The 16,991-nt window shown below is 64.6% G+C and carries 16 protein-coding genes; 6 read left to right on the forward strand and 10 right to left on the reverse strand.

The features are described from left to right. Positions 1-45 precede the first annotated feature (45 nt). Complete coding sequence (locus ACIPZ5_RS21835) at positions 46-468, reverse strand: cell division protein (protein ID WP_400810585.1); 423 nt, start codon at positions 466-468, stop codon at positions 46-48. A gap of 582 nt (positions 469-1,050) precedes the next feature. On the opposite strand from ACIPZ5_RS21835, the gene ACIPZ5_RS21840 reads away from it, so the two are divergent. Both ACIPZ5_RS21840 and ACIPZ5_RS21845 read left to right on the forward strand, forming a co-directional pair. Next, positions 1,051-1,839 carry a formate/nitrite transporter family protein gene (locus tag ACIPZ5_RS21840; RefSeq protein ID WP_313713977.1) on the forward strand — a complete coding sequence of 263 codons (789 nt, stop codon included), beginning with the start codon at positions 1,051-1,053 and terminating at the stop codon, positions 1,837-1,839. 179 nt (positions 1,840-2,018) lie between these two features. After that, positions 2,019-2,462, forward strand: a complete 444-nt coding sequence (locus tag ACIPZ5_RS21845; RefSeq protein ID WP_343596340.1) for an acetyltransferase — start codon at positions 2,019-2,021, stop codon at positions 2,460-2,462. A gap of 48 nt (positions 2,463-2,510) precedes the next feature. Here ACIPZ5_RS21845 and ACIPZ5_RS21850 read toward each other — a convergent pair whose 3' ends face one another. The 6 genes from ACIPZ5_RS21850 to ACIPZ5_RS21875 all read right to left on the reverse strand — a co-directional run bounded on the left by ACIPZ5_RS21850 (position 2,511) and on the right by ACIPZ5_RS21875 (position 10,830). Then, the gene (locus ACIPZ5_RS21850) at positions 2,511-5,000 is read right to left on the reverse strand and encodes a TonB-dependent siderophore receptor (protein WP_400810588.1); all 2,490 of its coding nucleotides are present in this window, start codon (positions 4,998-5,000) and stop codon (positions 2,511-2,513) included. 112 nt (positions 5,001-5,112) lie between these two features. Beyond that, positions 5,113-6,048: a FecR domain-containing protein gene (locus tag ACIPZ5_RS21855; protein WP_400810590.1), complete on the reverse strand. Its 936-nt coding sequence runs from the start codon at positions 6,046-6,048 to the stop codon at positions 5,113-5,115. 4 nt (positions 6,049-6,052) lie between these two features. Then, positions 6,053-6,553, reverse strand: a complete 501-nt coding sequence (locus ACIPZ5_RS21860; RefSeq protein WP_343596334.1) for a sigma-70 family RNA polymerase sigma factor — start codon at positions 6,551-6,553, stop codon at positions 6,053-6,055. Positions 6,554-6,624: 71 nt separating this feature from the next. Beyond that, positions 6,625-7,602 (reverse strand): D-2-hydroxyacid dehydrogenase family protein, encoded by a 978-nt coding sequence (locus ACIPZ5_RS21865; RefSeq protein ID WP_400810592.1) that lies wholly within the window; start codon positions 7,600-7,602, stop codon positions 6,625-6,627. A 369-nt stretch (positions 7,603-7,971) separates the two neighbouring features. Next, on the reverse strand, positions 7,972-9,123 hold the full coding sequence (locus ACIPZ5_RS21870; protein ID WP_400810594.1) for an MFS transporter: 1,152 nt from the start codon (positions 9,121-9,123) through the stop codon (positions 7,972-7,974). A 27-nt stretch (positions 9,124-9,150) separates the two neighbouring features. Then, complete coding sequence (locus ACIPZ5_RS21875; protein ID WP_343596328.1) at positions 9,151-10,830, reverse strand: amidohydrolase; 1,680 nt, start codon at positions 10,828-10,830, stop codon at positions 9,151-9,153. 123 nt (positions 10,831-10,953) lie between these two features. On the opposite strand from ACIPZ5_RS21875, the gene ACIPZ5_RS21880 reads away from it, so the two are divergent. After that, positions 10,954-11,574, forward strand: a complete 621-nt coding sequence (locus ACIPZ5_RS21880) for a TetR/AcrR family transcriptional regulator (protein WP_261943608.1) — start codon at positions 10,954-10,956, stop codon at positions 11,572-11,574. 128 nt (positions 11,575-11,702) lie between these two features. On the opposite strand, the gene ACIPZ5_RS21885 is transcribed toward ACIPZ5_RS21880, so the two are convergent. Beyond that, positions 11,703-12,614, reverse strand: coding sequence for a LysR family transcriptional regulator (locus ACIPZ5_RS21885; protein ID WP_313712916.1), 912 nt, complete (start codon positions 12,612-12,614; stop codon positions 11,703-11,705). A 94-nt stretch (positions 12,615-12,708) separates the two neighbouring features. On the opposite strand from ACIPZ5_RS21885, the gene ACIPZ5_RS21890 reads away from it, so the two are divergent. Beyond that, entirely contained in the window at positions 12,709-13,878 is a 1,170-nt protein-coding gene (locus ACIPZ5_RS21890) for an MFS transporter (RefSeq protein WP_343596322.1), read from the forward strand. Positions 13,879-13,897: 19 nt separating this feature from the next. Here ACIPZ5_RS21890 and ACIPZ5_RS21895 read toward each other — a convergent pair whose 3' ends face one another. Next, the gene (locus tag ACIPZ5_RS21895; protein WP_400810597.1) at positions 13,898-14,521 is read right to left on the reverse strand and encodes a glutathione S-transferase family protein; all 624 of its coding nucleotides are present in this window, start codon (positions 14,519-14,521) and stop codon (positions 13,898-13,900) included. Between the two features lie 132 nt (positions 14,522-14,653). Between ACIPZ5_RS21895 and ACIPZ5_RS21900 the strand changes: the two genes are divergently transcribed. Both ACIPZ5_RS21900 and ACIPZ5_RS21905 read left to right on the forward strand, forming a co-directional pair. Next, the gene (locus ACIPZ5_RS21900) at positions 14,654-15,397 is read left to right on the forward strand and encodes a sulfite exporter TauE/SafE family protein (RefSeq protein WP_400810599.1); all 744 of its coding nucleotides are present in this window, start codon (positions 14,654-14,656) and stop codon (positions 15,395-15,397) included. A 79-nt stretch (positions 15,398-15,476) separates the two neighbouring features. Further along, complete coding sequence (locus ACIPZ5_RS21905; protein ID WP_343596316.1) at positions 15,477-16,202, forward strand: hypothetical protein; 726 nt, start codon at positions 15,477-15,479, stop codon at positions 16,200-16,202. A gap of 327 nt (positions 16,203-16,529) precedes the next feature. Here ACIPZ5_RS21905 and ACIPZ5_RS21910 read toward each other — a convergent pair whose 3' ends face one another. Continuing rightward, a complete protein-coding gene (locus tag ACIPZ5_RS21910) occupies positions 16,530-16,967 on the reverse strand; it encodes a carboxymuconolactone decarboxylase family protein (RefSeq protein WP_400810699.1) in 438 nt (145 codons plus the stop codon). Positions 16,968-16,991 lie beyond the last annotated feature (24 nt).

Consider the following 16,991-nt stretch of genomic DNA (forward strand, 5'->3'; position numbering starts at 1 on the left):
TTCAAGTCCTTTCAAAGTGGTGGTGGGGCGGTCGTGGCGATACAGTCACAGCAAGGGCGGCAGCAGGGCGAGCAGGGCCAGGCCATCGATGACCAGGTGCGACCACATTCCGGCCTGCAGCGACACCAGCATGTCCTGCGGTGCCCACAGCACGATGCCGCACGCCAGCCAGGCCCAGGCGCTGTGGCTGCGCAGACGGTCGCCCAGGTGGATCAGGCCGAGCATGTACAGTGAGTAGCTTTGCAAGGTGGCGCCGAACAGCGCCAGCCACCAGACTTGCTGCTCACGGGCAGGCGCTGGCGCTGCCTGGCCCCAGAAGGCCTGCTCGATGCTCAGTTGGTAGTTGCCCAGCAGCGGGCTATGGCCGGCCCAGGTCAGGCCCAGGCCAATCAGCAAGTGCATCAATGCTGCGGCTTGCAGCCAGCGCACCCAGGTGTGGCGCACTTGCGCTGTAGAAGAGAAGAGCATTCCTTGACCTTGCGGCTTCCATGTCGGCGGGCAGTGTACCTCGATTTGCTCGATGGTTTGCCTCAAGACCTTCAGCGCCTGTGAGATCGAGCGCCGCCCGCGCGGCGCTTCGCGGGGCAAGCCCGCTCCCACAGTCTGTTTCGGGCCAGTCTCTCCTGTGTGGTCTCCACTGTCCGCCTTGTTTGTCGCCATTGATATTTAGGTGGGCGCAACTGCTTTTCAGCTATATCCAGTCATGCACCAAGGCGGACACCGGTACTTGCACAGGAGAGACTGGCCCGAAACAGACTGTGGGAGCGGGCTTGCCCCGCGAAGCGCCGCGCGGGCGGCGCTGGATCTCACAGGCACTGAAAATCTTGAGGCGTACACCCCTGATCGGCCCCATCTATCAATCCATCCACCCTATCAATTTGACTGCGACATTCTGCCTCAGTAACGTGCGCGGCTCTTCGTTGCAGCCCCAGAGATCCCCTGTTTTGCCTTCCCCCTGACTGCCTCTGTCGCACCCCCGCAATCCGTAAATTCCCGACTTCCGACACGCCCCTGGGCGTGGTCCGGCGTCCCTGCGTTCGAGTTACTGAAATGTCTGTCAATGCCCCCTCCCGGATCACCGAGCTCGTCATCGAGGCCGGTACCAAGAAAGCCCGACTGCCCACCCGTGCGCTGCTCATCCTCGGTTTCCTCGCCGGCGGCTTCATCTCGATGGGCTTCATCCTGGCCATCCATGTCAGCGCGATGATTCCCGGGCAATGGGCTTCGCTGGGCAACCTGCTGGGCGCTGCGGTGTTTCCCATCGGCCTGATCCTGGTGATCCTGGCAGGCGGTGAGCTGCTCACCGGCAACATGATGAGCCTGCCACTGGCCATGTTCGCCGGGCGCATTCGCCTGGCGGCCGTGGCGCGCAACTGGCTGCTGGTGACCCTGGCCAACCTGCTGGGCGCGTTGTTTGTGGCGTACTTCTTCGGCCATCTGCTCGGCCTGACCGAGGGCGCCTACCTGGACAAGACCGTGGCCGCGGCCACCAGCAAGGCCAGCGCCGATTTCGTTCATGCTTTTGTCTCTGGCATCGGCTGCAACTGGCTGGTGTGCCTGGCGGTGTGGCTGGCCTATGCCAGCCGTGAGATGAGCGGCAAGATCCTCGGCATCTGGTTCCCGATCATGGCGTTCGTCGCCATCGGCTTCCAGCATGTGGTGGCCAACATGTTCCTGATCCCGGCAGCGATCTTTGCCGGCTACCTGAGCTGGGCGGCACTGGTGCATAACCTGGTCGCGGTGTTCCTGGGCAATGCGGTGGGCGGCGCGATCTTCGTCGGCCTGGCGTACTACGTGTCGTTTGGCGCTGCGGCCCAGGAGCCGGCAGCGGCGCAGTAACGGCCTTTACCTCGCCGGCAAGGCTGGGTAGCATGGCTGCTTCCCTCCTTTTCGGCTGTTCTGCCGTGCACCGCCCAGGCGTTGATTCGCGAAGCGGGCATACATGATGCCGACATGAGTACGGTCGCCTGGCCAAGGCGCACCGATAATCCGTCATCAGAAAATATCAGGATGATTCCATGATCATTCGCCACGCTATCGCTGCCGATCACCCTCGGCTGGTCGAGATCTGGCTGCGCGCCGTGCGCGCGACCCATCACTTTCTGCAGGCGTCCGACATCGACGCGCTGCTGCCACAGCTGCGCGATGTCTACCTGCATGCCGTCGAGCTGTGGGTAGCCGTCGACTCTGAAGACAAGCCGCTGGGCTTTATCGGGCTCGCTGAACATCATGTGGAGATGCTCTTCATCGACCCCGACCTGCATGGCCGGGGCATTGGCCGCGCGCTGCTGGATTTCTGCCGCAGCACGCGCAACACCTTGAGTGTCGACGTGAACGAGCAGAATCCGCAGGCGGTAGGGTTCTATCTGCACTATGGCTTCGTGCAGACCGGGCGTTCGCCGCTGGACGGCGAAGGGCGGCCGTTCCCGTTATTGCATATGGCCTTGCCTGACAAGGCCTGAGCCGTACCCTTGCCGGCAGCCCTGGCTCCTGCAGGGCCGTGCCAACCCTTAGAACGTACCTTGCAGGGTGACCATGAAGTTGCGCGGTTCGCCATAGAAGTTACCCCACGCGGGTGCACCGATGGTGGCGTAGTACTTCTTGTCGAACAGGTTGTTGCCGTTGAGCGCGACCGTCCAGTGCGGGTCGATGCGGTACTGCACGCGGCCGTTCCACACGGTGTAGCCCGGCTGGACCACCTGGGTACTGCCGGTCTTGCGGAAGTTCTCGCTCTGGCTGTTCAGCCCGGCGCCCAGCGTCCAGCGCGCCAGTGCACCGTCCAGCTGGTAATCCCCCCAGACCTTGAGCATGTGCCGCGGAATGAAACTGGAGGTGAAGGTCAGCTCGGTCGGGTCGGTGTCGTTGATGGTCTTCAGGTACTTGGTCTGGGTGTAGGTGTACCCGGCCAGCAGTTGCAGGCGTTCGACCGGCGCGCCACTGATCTCGGCCTCGAAGCCCTGGGCGCGCACCTTGCCGCTGTCGGTGTAGCAATAGCCGTCGCCCGAGCCCAGGCAGGTGTCGGCGTAGTCGGTTTCGGCGCGGTGGTCTTCGATGGTGCGGAACAGGTTGAACGACGTGTTCAGTGCGCCATCGAGCAGTTCACCCTTGATGCCGATCTCGTAGTTGGCGCCGGTCTTCGGCTGCAGGGCCTGGCCCTGGGCGTCTACCAGGTTGCTCTGCGGCTGGAAAATGTCGGCGTAGCTGGCGTAGGCGGTCCACTGCGGGTTGAGGTCGTAGAGTACGGCGGTGAACGGCGTGACCTGGCCGTTTTCCTCGCTGCGGTTGTGCACCCAGTAATCGTAGGCCTGGGTGTAGGAGTCGCTCTTGTTGCGGTACCAGCTCACTCGCGCACCGAGCACCAAGGTCAACGGCTCTGCCAGTTTCAGGCGCAGGTTGGCGTAGGTGCCGTACTGGGTGGTGGTGGAATCGGTCGGCTCGCTGCCACCGCGGAGCGGGTTGACCAGATAATCTGCCGAGGACGGGTGGGGGAAGTCCGCCGACGGATCGAAGGGGTTCTGGCTGCCGCCCAGGGACATCAGGGCGAAATAGTCGTGGGTCTTCTGGCGGCTGGCGTTGGCGCCGATGATCACTTCGTGCTGCAGGCCGAACGCCTCGAACTTGCCATCGACATAGCTATCGAAGCCGTAATCGGTCTGGTCGTAGTCAAAGTTGCCGGCGTAGCGTTTCATGCTGGCGCTGGCGGCACCGACCGCAACCGTACCTTCGGAATAGCCGTACTCGATGTCCTGGTCGTTATGGGTGTAGACCGAGGCGAAGTTCAGCGACCAGTCATCGTTGAAATAATGCTTGAGGTCGGCGAAGCCGGTGACGCGCTGGCTTTGCAGGCTATTCCAGCTGGCGCCCAGGCAGGTGGAACGCGACAGCTTGAGGTCGCTGCCGTCGGCATGGCGCGGCAGGCCGTGGTAGCAGGGCGAGGCATCGACATCCTCGTAGGCCAGGCCGACGCCCAGGGTGGTGTCGGGCGTCATGTCCCAGTCGAGCGCGCCGTAGTACACCTGGTCCTGGCGGTCGGCATGGTCGTAGAAGTACTGGCGATCCTGCACGGCGGCCACGGCACGACCGCGCACGCTGCCCGTGGCGTTCAGCGGGCCGCCGACGTCCACCTGGCTGCGGTAGTTGTCCCAGCTGCCGGCCGACAGGGTCAGTTGGGTGGTAGCCTTGTCCTGGCCACGCTTGCGCACGAAATTGACGCCGCCGGCGGAGGAGCCGGAGCCTTTCATCATGCCGGCAGCCCCCTTGAGCACTTCGACCCGGTCATACAGTGCCATGTCGCTGGAGAAGCTGTTCGCCTGGACGTAGTTGCCACCCACGTCCAGCGGCACGCCGTCGTACTGGTACTGCCCGTCGAGGTTGAAGCCACGCGAATAGAAGTACTTGCCACCCATGGGTGAGTCGTACACGGTGATGCCCGGCGTCTTGTCCAGCACCTGATCGAGGGTGTTGAGGTTCTGGTCGTCGAGCATCTTGCGGGTCATCACCGTGACCGCCTGTGGCGTTTCCTTCAGCGTGTGCACGCCTTTGCCGATGGTCACCGCCTGGGCGGTGTAGGACTGGGTGCCTTCGCTGGTTGCATCGAGCCGGTTGGCATCGATGTTCAAGGGCCCCAGTTCCATTGCCGCGTCAGTGCTGGCCGATACCAGCACATAGCCGCCGTTGCCCAGGCGCCGGGCCTGCAGGCCGCTGTTGCCGAGCAGGCGGGCAAGGCCTTCGTCGATGCTGTAGCTGCCCTCCAGGCCATTGCTGGTCAGGTGGCGGGCCTGTTCGGTAGCGAACGAAACAGTAACGCCGGCCTGCACACCGAACTGGGTGATGGCATTGGCCAGTGGCCCGGCGGCCACATGGTAAGTGGTCTGGCTCTGGGCCGTGGCGTTGCCGGGCATCAGCAGCAAACCGGCGGTGCTGGCGAGGGACAGGCCGAGCAGCACCCGGCGCACGGCCTGGCTCAGTTTGCGGGCTGGGGTGGGGTGTACATGGGGCATTGCGTGATCCTTCCGTGTCATGGCAGAAAGTCGCTGTCGTCGCGGCTTGTGTCAGGGACGGACGAGAATCGAAATCAGCAAGTTTCGCAGTGAAGTTTTTTCCACGGGCGGTTCAGGCAGGTTCCACACTCACCCAAAAGCGGCTCAGGTAACGCACCCGCACGGGCAGGGTCTGGTCGAGGTTGGCCAGGGCAATGTCGGTATCGTCGATGCGGAACGCGCCGGAAATGCTCAGCGCGCGAATCGACGGGGCACAGCGCAGCACACCGGGCCGGTAACGCCCCAGTTCTTCGATGAAGTCGCCCAGGCGCCAGTCATTGACGCTGAGCATGCCGTGCTGCCAGGCCGTCGAGTCCGCAGGCACTGCCTGGACAGTGTCGATGTAATCGCTATCGAAGCTGACCTGTTGCCCTGGCTGCAGTTGCAGCGGGCGCTCGAGGTGGTGCTCCGAGCGCACTTCGACGCCAGCCTGCAGCACGCCGACGCGGGTTTGCTCCGGCAGTTTGCGCACGCTGAATTCAGCTTCCCGGGCAACGATGCTGCCGTCTTGCGTATGCACGATGAAAGGCCGCTGCTGCAGGTCCCGGGATGCGCTGATCAGCACTTCGCCGCCATACAGCTGGATCGTGCGCAGTTTCGTGTCAAAGCGCACGTCCAGCGCGGTATTGACGTTCAAGGCCAACCTGGACCCGTCCTCCAGCTGTAGCGAACGCCGTTCGCCCGTGCCCGTGCGTTGCTGGGCGAGCAAGGCGCGATAAGGCACCTGCTCGGCCACCAGCCAGCTGCCGCCGCTCATGGCCAGCAGCAGGCCGAGCACCTTGAGCACGTCTCGGCGTTGTGCCTGGGCGGCCCCCAGGCCTTTGAGTGCCGCCTGTGCAGGTACCAGGGCCCATTGCTGCTGCAGTTTCTCGACCCGCGCCCAGGCCGCGGCGTGCTCTGGGCTGGCTTCCAGCCACTGGCGCCAGGCGCGGGCACGGGCGAGGTCGGCGGCGCCATCGTTGAGCTGCACGTACCAGGTGGCGGCGGCTTCGAGGGTTTCGAGCCTCAAGGGTTCATGCCTCGACCAGCAGCAGGCAGCGGGTCATGGCGCGGATAAGGTGGTTCTTCACTGTTGTCACCGACACGCCGAAACGGTCCGCCGCCGCCGCATAGGTCAGCCCTTCCAGTTGCACGGCAAGGAAGATGTCGCGGGTGCGTGCACCCAGTTCATCGAGCACGCTGTCGATGGCGACCAGCATTTCGATGATGGACAGGCGGACTTCCGGCGACACTTCGACCGTTTCCGGGCGCAGTGCCAGCGCTTGCAGGTAGGCCTGCTCGATGGCGCGGCGTCGTACCTTGTCGATCAGCAGCGAGCGGGCGATAGCGCTCAGGTAGCTGCGCGGCTCACGGATGGGCAGTTGGCTGCGTGCCGTCATCACCCGCAGGAAGGTGTCGTGGGCCAGGTCGGCCGCATCGGCGGCATTGCCCAGGCGCATGCGAAGCCAGTGCTTCAGCCAGCCGCTGTTTTCGCTGTACAGCCGGTGAATAGCCGCGTCATCGAGCGCCGACATAGAGATCAATCCATAACCTAACTGGGAATTGTTCGCATTGTTGCGGCGCGGGTGTGTAATTGCAAGTGCTGTCAGCGAGGCACTTGCAAGGCGTTCGGATTGGCCACGTTCTTCGGCGCGCCCTGGAAAAATGCCAGCACATTGTCGAAGGCATCGCCGAAGTACAGCTCGTAGCCGTTCTTCTCCACGTAGCCCAGGTGCGGTGTGCTCAGTACCCGCGGGTGGGTGAGCAGGGGGTGGTTCGGCTCGAGTATCGGCTCCTGCTCAAAGACATCCACTGCGGCGAAGCCCGGCCTGCCGGCGTCGAGCGCCTGCAGCAGGGCCCCAGGCGCAATCAGTTCGGCGCGGCTGACGTTCACCAGCAGAGCATCGGTTTTCATCCGCGACAGGTCATCGATGGTCACCCCATGGCGCGTTGTATCTGACAGCCGCAGGTTGAGGCTGAGGATATCGGCTTCGGCAAAGAATGCCGCGCGCGATGTCGCCGCCCGGTGCCCATCGGCCTCGGCCGCTGCCCGGCTGGCCTCGCTGCCCCACACCATCACCGGCATGTCGAACGCCTGGGCATAGCGCGCCAGGCGCTGGCCGATCTTGCCGTAGCCCCAGATCCCCAGCACCTGGCCGGCGATTGCCTGGCCCAGGTTGACCTGCCACTGGCCTTGCCTGAACGCTTCGATCGCCGGCACCAGCTGGCGCCGGGCGTTGAGGATAAGCGTCCAGGCCAATTCGGCCGGCGCCACCGGCGAGCCGCGGCCTTCGGTGACGATGATGCCGCGAGCCGTGCAGGCCTCAAGGTCCAGATGGCCAGCGACCTTGCCGGTCTGGCTGATCAGCTTGAGCTTCGGCAGCCGGTCGAGCAGGGCGGCATCGATGCGCGTGCGTTCGCGGGTGAGGACCAGGGCGTCAGCGTCGGCGAAGCGTGCGGCCAGCGCGTCCACTGAGGCAGGCTGCTTGTCGTGAAACACACTGACGTCATGCCCCGCCAGGCGCTTGAAGCAGTCGAGTGAGCGGATTACGTCCTGGTAGTCATCGGGAATGGCAATGCGCATGTCGGTCAGCCCTGAGGTTGGTTGTGGCGAGTCTACAGATGGATGGCACGGGCTGCGCCCGTGATCGCCGGCAATCCGGCTCCCACAGGATAGTGCTAGCTTTCGAGCCTTGAGTAAGCCCGTTGCTTCCTGAGCGACCAGGCATTCACGCCGAACCTGAAGACTGCGCTGTACCTGTGGGAGATCACCCAGCCCTTTGGGCTGCGCTGTCGCTTAAAGAACTGAGTTCGCAAGCGGTCCGCATACCCTGTGGGAGCAACTGTCTTGCTCAATTTCTAAAGTCTGGCGCGATCCCTGTGGGAGCGGCGGTTCGGCGCCCCGACTTGCCCGCGAACACGGGCGTAGCCCGTGCCATCCATCAGGTTGTTGTCAGGCTGGCCTGGCCCGTCGCAGCCTTACCCCGGCCGTACACTTGAGCACAACCCCCAGCACCACCGCCACCCCGGCAATGACAAAGATCGCCTCGTGCCCGGCGCTCTGCTGCTGCAAGGCCACGAACGCCGGGGCCAGCGCCGCCGCCGCCACTTGCAGGATGCTCACCCAGGGCGTCAGGGTGCCACGCGGGTCGTTGGTGGCGATGGCGCCCATGTAGTAGGTCAGCGCCAGCACCCAGCCAAAGTTCATCAGGAACAGCGCCACGCACAACTGCCCGGCATCCGCTGCATGGCGCGCCAGCAATACGATCGACAGCAGCACCAGCAGTGAGCCGAAGCCGATCATCGGCCCACGCCTCACCCGTGCCCCCAGCACGCTGGGCAAGGCCCCGCCAGGCAAGCCGCCGAGGATCCCCAGGCCGAATTCCCAGCCCACATCCAGCGGGCTGATGCCGCGTTCGCGGGCCAGTTGGTCGACAAAGCCCCAGATGCAATAGATCGCCAGTTGCAGGCACAGCATCCCCAGCAGGGCATAGCGCCCGAGGGTGGCGCAGCCAACGCCACGCTGGGTTACCGGCGCCGCTGCCTCGCGGTGCAACCGCTGCGGAATGGCCAGCGCGACCAGGGCGATCAGCACGAACCAGAAGCCGATGCTGGCCACGGCGCCTCGATTGCCGAACACCTCCGCCAGCTGCGGCATGCAGGTGGCGTACAGGGCGAACACGGCGGTCTGAATCAACAGCGACAATCCATACGAACGATCCTGCCCTGGCAGGCGCCCCAGCCCGCTGATCGCGCCGGCATACAGCACGCCGGTGGCAACGCCGCACGCCAGCCGGCACAACACCAGCGCTGCCAGTGAGCCCAGCATCGCACTGAGCAGGTTGAGCGCCAGCGCGGCGCAGGCACCCGCCAGGTACAGGCCGCGGCCCCCGAAGCGCCGGCCCAGCCACGGCAGCAACAGGCTGCCGAGCAGAGTGCCGGTCATTTCGCTGGACAGGACCCAGCCTTGCTGGCTCAGGTCCAGGTTCAGCCGTTCGGCCACCAGGCCGATGAAGATCGGCTGCACGCCAATGATGATCAGTGCCGTGGCGGCAATGTAGATCAGGGCGGCACGCAGCAGCAGGTTGTTGTTCTTGTTGTGCATTGGAATTTCCCGGGTGGGGCATCAGGTTCAGGCGTGGGGGAGGGAGCCTGCGTCGTGGGTGATGCGGCCGTTCATCAGGGTCAGCGCCACATCGGTCTTGCCGATCTCATAGCGGTCGAGCTCGAACAGGTCCTGCTCGAGGATGATGATGTCGGCGCGCTTGCCGGTGGTGATCGAGCCAATCTCCTTTTCCAGCCCCAGCTGATAGGCGCCATTGAGGGTGTAGGCGGCGATCAGTTGCGGAATGCTCAGGCGCTCGTCGGCATCGGGCATCACCGGCGCATTCGGCTCGCCACTGAGCTGGCGGGTGTGGCCCGACTCGATGTGCTCCACTGGCTTGTGCTGGCAACGGCACTGGCAGACCAGGCCGTCCATGCCGATCGACACGGTCACGCCCTGGTCGATGAAGGTGCGGAACTTGTACATCGAGGCCCAGCGCTTGAAGCCATAGGACTGCTGGATCGCTTCGGCGTAGGCATCCACCACGCCCCATTGCAGCTGGGTGTTGGCCATGACCCCGATGCGGCGAAAGCGCGGGATGTCATCAGGGTGGGTGAGGAAGGCGTGGGTGATCACATGGCGGCGGTCGCGCGGCGGGTTGCTGGCGAAAGTCCGTTCGAACACGTCCAGCGCCATGCGCACGGCCGCATCGCCCACGGCGTGCACCATCACATCGATACCGGCGGCATCGGCCTGGCGTACGTGCTGTTCGAATACCGCTTCGGGCATGGTCGTCGAGCCGCAGTGCGGCTTGTCGCAGTAGGGTTCGAGCAGGAACGCGGTGTGGTTCAGCTCGGTGCCGTCGAGCATCAGTTTCAGGGTCTGCGCCTTCACCAGCGGCGAGTCATAGCGGCTGCGCATGCCTTGCAGGATGGTCACCGGGTCATCCTCGGTACCCATGTTGATGTAGCTGCCGACCACGCGCAGTTTCAGGCGCTCTTCGCGCTCCAGTTGCTGCAGGGTTTCGTACAGCAAGGTCTGGTCGCCGGCCGGGTCGAGAAAGCCGGCGTCGAACACGGTGGTGATGCCGGCAGCGACCAGTTTCTCTTGCCAGAACGGGATCGAGCGCAGGTACAGGTCGATGCCGGTTGGCAAGTAGCCGGCTTCGCTCAGCCGTTGCATCAGCAACGAATAGGCCGCGCAGTCGATGATCACGCCAGTGGGCTCGCCGCTCACCGGGTCTTTTTCGAACCAGCTGGCGCCTTCTTCCACGGCCGGGGTGTCGCGGTCGATGCCGGCGGCCTTGAGCGCGTAGGTGTTGACCCACATGGTGTGGTAGTCGGTGGACAGCAGGCACACCGGCTTGTCCGGGCAGATATCGTCGAGCACTTCGCGGCGCAGCAGGGCGGCCGGCATCAGTGGCTGGATCCAGCCCATGCCGGTGATGGCTTTCTCGCCGGGGTTGTCCGCCACGTAGCGCTTGAGCAGGGCCAGCACCTCATGCGGGTCTTCATGGTTGACCAGGGCCTGGAATGCGAAGGCGGTGCTGGAGAAGTGCCAATGCGATTCGACGAAGCCTGGCAGCACCAGCTTGCCTGCGGCGTCCAGCAAGCGCGTGGTGGGGCCGGCGTGGGCCATGACGCTGGCATGGTCGCCAACGCAGAGGATGCGCTCGCCCTGCACGGCCACGGCGCTGGCCCATGGCAAATGCGGGTCGACGGTATAGATGCGGGCGTTGTGGATGATGAGATCGGCGGCGGTGGTCATGGCGGCTCCCTGGGGCAAAATGCCGCGCTAGTTTTGTGTCGGTTAAAAGTTTTAGTCAATAAAATATTTTTGCGGGTTGGCTTTGCTGTATGCTGGCCACCGGTTTTGACAAAGGGTTGCCAAGTGAGCGGATTGCGCGAGCAGCAGAAGGCGCTGCGCCGGGAGACGATCAGCCGTACGGCGCTGGGCCTGTTCGAGCGCCAGGGCTTCCACACCACCACCATGGAGCAGATCGCCCGCTTGGCGGCAGTGTCTGTGCCCACGGTATTCGCCTATTTCGGCAGCAAGCAGGAGATCCTGCTGGAAAAACTGCGCGAGGCTGACCACCGCGCGGTGGCCGAGGCGCGCAGGCGCCTGGCGGAATTCGACCAGGCGCTGGATGCGTTGTGCTGCTACGAAACGCACCTGACCGACTACGCCTTCGAGGTACTGCCGGCAGCGCTTTGGCGGGAGATTCTGCCGCCCTTGCTGCCGTTGCTGGGCAGCCATCAGCGCGATGTGCCCGAGGCTTACAAGCGGGTCAACGACGCGCTGGTCGAGGAGCTAAAGCACCTGCTCCAGGACCTGTGCGACAGCGGCAAGCTGCGCGCCGACCTCGACGTGGGCTATGCGGCGTTTCTGATCAACGACTATGGGCATCTGCAGCTGCTGCGGCTGTGCAACTGCGAGCCGCTGGACCTGGTGGCGCACCGCGAGGATGTACGCCGGTTCATGGGGTTCTTGCTGGCTGGCATGCAAGGTTAAGCCTGTGGGAGCCGCGCTTGCCGGCGATGGGCCGCGAAGCGGCCCCGGTATTTATGCAACAACCTTGAGATCGTGGGGCCGCTTTGCGGCCCATCGCCGGCAAGCGCGGCTCCCACAAGGGAACAGTGTCAGGGCTGGTTGAGCGGCCAGCCCTGGTGATGCTCCACCAGGAAGTCGACAAACACCCGCACCCGCGCCGGCATCGCCGGCCCGCCGACGAACACCGCATGCAGGGGCTCCCGGTCGCCTGGGTTGTAGTCCTCCAACAGCGCCACCAGCTGGCCCTTTTTCAGTTCATCGGCTACGGTAAACGTCCCGATCCGGGCAATGCCCGCCCCCAGCCTGGCCAGTTGCGCCAGCGCCTCGCCACTGCTGCACTCGATGTTCCCTGTCACCTTCAGTGAAAAATCTTCCCCCGCCCGACGAAACGGCCAATCCGGCGCTGCTCGCCGGAAGTTGAAGCGCAGGCAGTTGTGCTGCGCCAGCTCCTCCGGCACCTGCGGCGTGCCACAGCGTGCAAGGTATTCGGGCGACGCCACGACCACCTGGCCGGTATGGCCGATGCAGCGCGCGCTCAGCGAGCTGTCCGGCAGCACGCCAAAGCGCAGCGCCACATCGGCCTGACCGCCATGGATGTCGGCGATTTCGTCGCTTAGCGTCAGGTCGACCAGTACCTGCGGATACCGCGCGCTGAACGCCGTCAGTAACGGCACCACGGTCTGCCGCCCATGCCCCAGCGCCGCGCTGACCCGCAACCGCCCGCGTGGCACGCCCTGGTCGGTGATCGCCTCTTCGACTTCGAGCAGGTCCGCCAGGATGCGCCGCGCCCCGCGCAGGTACGCCTCGCCCTCGGTGGTAAGGGTGATCGCCCGGGTGGTGCGCAGCAGCAGGCGCGTGCCCAGGCGCTGCTCGGCACGGGCGATGATGCGGCTTACCGCCGAGGGGGTGAGGCCCAGCTCGCGCGCAGCGGCAGACAGGCTGCCGGCATCCACCACCTTGGCGAACACCTCCATCTCCCCGGATCGCCCGTTGTAGTCCATCTGTGCCTCCAGCGCAAAGGTGGTTGCCGGAAAACCGGTCTAGTGCATTTAAAAGCTGGATCGTAGCATTCCTGTCATAGATAAGGAGCTTTGTATGCGTATCAATCCCCCTCTTGTAGCACTCGCCATCGGTGCCTTCGGCATCGGTGTCACCGAGTTCGCCCCCATGGGCATGCTGCCTGGTATCGCCACCGACCTCGGCGTGTCGATTCCGGCTGCAGGCCTGCTGGTCAGTGCTTACGCGCTGGGCGTGCTGATCGGTGCCCCGTTGATGACCCTGGCCACCGGCAAGGTCCCGCGGCGTTACCTGCTGATCGGCCTGATGGCCATCTTCACCCTGGGCAACCTGCTGTCGGCCCTGGCCACCGATTACCAGAGCCTGCTGATCGCGCGGGTGGTGACCTCGCTCAACCACGGTGCGTTCTTCGGTGTCGGCTCGGTGGTGGCGGCCAGCGTGGTACCGCCCGAGAAAAGGGCAGGGGCGGTGGCCGCCATGTTCATGGGCCTCACCCTGGCCACCATCGGCGGTGTGCCGCTGGCCACCTGGTTCGGTGAACTGCTTGGCTGGCGCACGGCGTTCTGGGGCATTGCTGGCCTGGGCCTGGTGGCGATGGCTTCGCTGTGGTTCGCGCTGCCCAATGTGCCGCTGCCGAAAAGCGCCGGGGTGATGGCCGAAATTCGTGTGCTGGGGCGTGGCCCGGTGCTGGCGGCGTTGACCCTGACCGTGGTCGGTTCCAGCGCGATGTTCACCGTGTTCACCTACATTGCGCCGATCCTGCACAGCCAGGCCCAGGCATCTACAACGTTCATCACCGCCATGCTGGTGCTGTTCGGTGTCGGCCTGACCTTGGGCAATGTGTGGGGCGGCAAGGCGGCGGATCGCTCGGTCGACCGTACCTTGATCGTGTCGCTGCTGGTGCTGATTGCAGTGCTGCTGGTGTTCCCGGCGATGCTTGGCTGGTCGCTGCCGACGGCGCTGGCGATTCTGGTCTGGGGCATTGCCAGTTTTGCCCTGGTGCCACCGCTGCAGATGCGGGTGATGGATGCCGCCAAGGATGCGCCCAACCTGGCCTCGGCGGTGAACATCGGGGCGTTCAACCTGGGCAATGCGATTGGTGCGGCATTGGGTGGTGCGGTGATCAATGCCGGGTTGGGGTATTCGGCGGTGTCGTTTGCGGGTGCCTTGATGGCCGTGCTCGGACTGTTGCTGACCCTTGCCTGGCGTGCCCGGCCGGCGGTGCCGGTGTCGCGGGCTGTGGCCTGACCTCGCCGCGCCGGCCTGCTCAAGGCAGGCCGTTGCGACCGTGGGCAAGGTAACCCGGGCGCTGGCTGAGGCGCTCATAATAGGCGCTCACCGCAGGCAGATTGGGGTGGTCCAAGGGCGTGGCGAACCAGCGCTGCACCGACAGGCCGATGGGGATGTCGGCCAGGGTGAAGCGTTCACCAGCGACGAATGCGCCGGTCGCGGCCAGTTGCCGGTCGAGGATGCCCATGTAATGGGCCCACTGCGCGCAACCGGCTGCCAACGCCTGGGCATCCTGATGCGCGGGTGATTGGCGCACCAGCGCCATGAACGGGTAGCTCCACGCCCGGTTCAGATCCGACGCCTGCCAGTCGATCCACTGGTCGATGCGCGCCCGTGCCTGTGCTTCGCTCGGGTAGCAGGCCGCATCGCCGTAACGGTTGGCCAGGTAGCGGATGATGCTGTTGGACTCCCACAGCGTGAAGTCACCGTCCTGGATCACCGGGACCATGGCGTTGGGGTTGAGCGCAAGGAACTCGGGCGCATCGGTGGGCTGGAAGCCGCTGCCCCAGTCTTCGCGCTCGAAGGGGATGTTGAGTTCGGCGCAGGCCCACAGCACCTTGCGCACGTTGATCGAAGAGGCCCTGCCCAGTATGCGTAACATGCTGTCTTCCTTGATTGGCTGAGCGCCGATCGTCGACGACGGCACGGCGCCAGTCAAGCTCGACCTGGGGCAGACATTCGCGCCCGTCTCTGGCAAGGTGGAACGCCGTTCTAGTCAGTCTCACGTCAGCCCATGGATGCCTTCTACCTCATCGCCCTCGGCGCCATCGTCGCCGGTTTCGTCCAGGGCCTTTCCGGCTTTGCCTTCGGCATGGTCGCCATGTCGTTCTGGGCCTGGGGCCTGGAGCCGCGGCTGGCGGCGTCGCTGACCGTGTTCGGCAGCCTCAGCGGCCAGCTCATCGCCGTGTTCAGCGTTCGCCGCGGCTTCAGTTGGGCCTTGCTGTGGCCGTTCGTGCTCGGCGGCCTGGCAGGTATCCCGCTGGGGGTGTGGGTGCTGCCTTACCTGGACATGCTCTGGTTCAAGGCCGTGTTCGGCACCCTGCTGGTGCTATGGTGCCCGCTGATGCTGGTGGCGCCGCGCCTGCCACGGCTGCCGGGCAATCGCCTGGCCGATGGCGCGGTGGGCCTGGTGGGCGGGGCGTTGGGCGGGATCGGTGGCTTTACCGGCACAGTGCCTACACTGTGGTGTACCTTGCGCGGCTTCGAGCGCGACACCCAGCGCGCGGTGATCCAGAACTTCAACCTGTCGATGCTGCTGGTGACCATGCTCACCTACCTCGGCACCGGGGTAGTGACCCGCGACATGCTGCCCTCGTTCGGCGTGGTGCTGCTGGCCATGGCGTTGCCGGCGCTGCTGGGTACACGGGTGTACCTGGGGATCAGCGAGCTGGCCTTTCGCCGGGTGGTACTGGGTTTGCTGACGGCCTCCGGGGTGGCCATGCTGATGGCGTCGTTACCGGCATTGTTGAGCCGTTGAGCGCTTGCCTGGCGACGCTGAACTTGGCACCCTTTGCGCCGCATCGATCTTGCGCGCCGAAACAGAAGGAACCGCACCGTTGAGTTGGGACAAAGTCGGCAAACGCCTGGTAGCCATGCTGCTTGGCCTGATGGTCTTGCTGGTGGCCTACGTGCTGCTCAAGGACTCGCCTCGGCTCGAGGCGACCCTGACCTACGCTTACCTCACTTATCCCAGCCAGTTCAGCGAACGTATCAGCAAGGCCAACGAGCAGCTCAAGTACGAGCAGTTGCAGCCTCGCATCAACACCATCAGCGGCGGTGCGTTGAGCCAATATCAGGTCGACAAGCTGGTCGAACTGGCCCAGGCACCTTATGCCCAGCTGTTCGCCAAACCCTTCGAAGCCGGGTTGGTGGATCACCGCACGGGCTTGCTCATCGACCTGCACAACCGTGGTGACAGTGATGTGCGTGAGGTGGTGGTCCGCCTGCCGTCCAAGGGTCTGGTGCAGGTGCGTGATGCGGCAGGCAACGACACGCTTTACGAGACGGCGACGGCGCAGGTGGAGATACCGGTCATCGAGCAGGGCGGGGCGTGCAGGGTCTGGGTCTACTTCGATGCCGACTATTCGCAGATTCGCCAGGGCGGCATCGGTGTCAGTTTTGCCGGTGGCGAGGCGGATGTGCGGGTTTCTCGCCAGTTCACCGGGTTCCCGGCGCTGGTGGCGCGGTATAGCCATGAGCTGGTTGGGGTGCTGGGGATACTGCTGTTCGGCCTGCTGGGGATGGGGTATGCCTGTCTCGGTCGGCGACGGACCGTGGTTTGATCGGGGTGTTCGTCTTTGCTTTTGCAGCGCTTGTGAGACCGAGCGCCGCCCGCGCGGCGCATCGCGGATAAATCCGCTCCTACATTTGTTGCAACGTGCCGAACCTGACAGGCCATAGTTGCCTGCCTTGGTGCATGCCTCAAGTCATGTTAGGCGTCATCAATGCCCACCTGAAAACCGCGTCCTACCAACAAGGCTGACAACCATGGCCTCACAGGCATGGCCACGTTGCAACAAATGTAGGAGCGGATTTATCCGCGATGCGCCGCGCGGGCGGCGCTCGGTCTCACAGGCGCTGCAAATCTCCAGCCCGACCCATTCGCTCAATCAGGCCGGAACCATGGCAAACCCCACACCAAACCGGTTCCAGGCATTGATGGTGGCAATGGCCAAGGTCAGGTTGGCCACTTCGGCCGGCTCGAAGTGCTGCTGCAGCGCTTCGTATTCCGCTTGTGGGGCGCCACGCTCGGGCAGCCGGGTCAGGCATTCCACCCAGGCCAGGGCGGCACGTTCGCGCGGCGTGAAGTAGTTCGTTTCCTGCCAGACGCTCAGAGTCTGCAAGCGCGCCTCGGTTTCGCCGGCCTTGCGCGCATCATTGGCATGCATGTTCACGCAATAGGCGCAGCCGTTGATCTGCGAAGCCCGCAGGCGCACCAGTTCCAGCAGTGAGTTTTCCAGGCCGCTCTTGGCCAGGGCCTGCTCCAGGCCGATCATGGCCTTGTAGGCTTCCGGCGAGTGTTTGGCCCATTCGATACGGTTGTTCATGCTGTGCTCCAGGGAATGTGTGGT

Origin of the sequence: Pseudomonas sp. NPDC089428 (genome assembly GCF_044749325.1) — a bacterium.
Lineage (GTDB): Bacteria > Pseudomonadota > Gammaproteobacteria > Pseudomonadales > Pseudomonadaceae > Aquipseudomonas.

Coding starts and splice junctions, on each gene's coding strand:
- ACIPZ5_RS21835 (WP_400810585.1), bottom strand. CDS start 468: ATGCTCTTCTCTTCTACAGCGCAAGTGCGCCACACCTGGGTGCGCTGG.
- ACIPZ5_RS21840 (WP_313713977.1), top strand. CDS start 1,051: ATGTCTGTCAATGCCCCCTCCCGGATCACCGAGCTCGTCATCGAGGCC.
- ACIPZ5_RS21845 (WP_343596340.1), top strand. CDS start 2,019: ATGATCATTCGCCACGCTATCGCTGCCGATCACCCTCGGCTGGTCGAG.
- ACIPZ5_RS21850 (WP_400810588.1), bottom strand. CDS start 5,000: ATGCCCCATGTACACCCCACCCCAGCCCGCAAACTGAGCCAGGCCGTG.
- ACIPZ5_RS21860 (WP_343596334.1), bottom strand. CDS start 6,553: ATGTCGGCGCTCGATGACGCGGCTATTCACCGGCTGTACAGCGAAAAC.
- ACIPZ5_RS21865 (WP_400810592.1), bottom strand. CDS start 7,602: ATGCGCATTGCCATTCCCGATGACTACCAGGACGTAATCCGCTCACTC.
- ACIPZ5_RS21870 (WP_400810594.1), bottom strand. CDS start 9,123: ATGCACAACAAGAACAACAACCTGCTGCTGCGTGCCGCCCTGATCTAC.
- ACIPZ5_RS21875 (WP_343596328.1), bottom strand. CDS start 10,830: ATGACCACCGCCGCCGATCTCATCATCCACAACGCCCGCATCTATACC.
- ACIPZ5_RS21885 (WP_313712916.1), bottom strand. CDS start 12,614: ATGGACTACAACGGGCGATCCGGGGAGATGGAGGTGTTCGCCAAGGTG.
- ACIPZ5_RS21890 (WP_343596322.1), top strand. CDS start 12,709: ATGCGTATCAATCCCCCTCTTGTAGCACTCGCCATCGGTGCCTTCGGC.
- ACIPZ5_RS21895 (WP_400810597.1), bottom strand. CDS start 14,521: ATGTTACGCATACTGGGCAGGGCCTCTTCGATCAACGTGCGCAAGGTG.
- ACIPZ5_RS21900 (WP_400810599.1), top strand. CDS start 14,654: ATGGATGCCTTCTACCTCATCGCCCTCGGCGCCATCGTCGCCGGTTTC.
- ACIPZ5_RS21910 (WP_400810699.1), bottom strand. CDS start 16,967: ATGAACAACCGTATCGAATGGGCCAAACACTCGCCGGAAGCCTACAAG.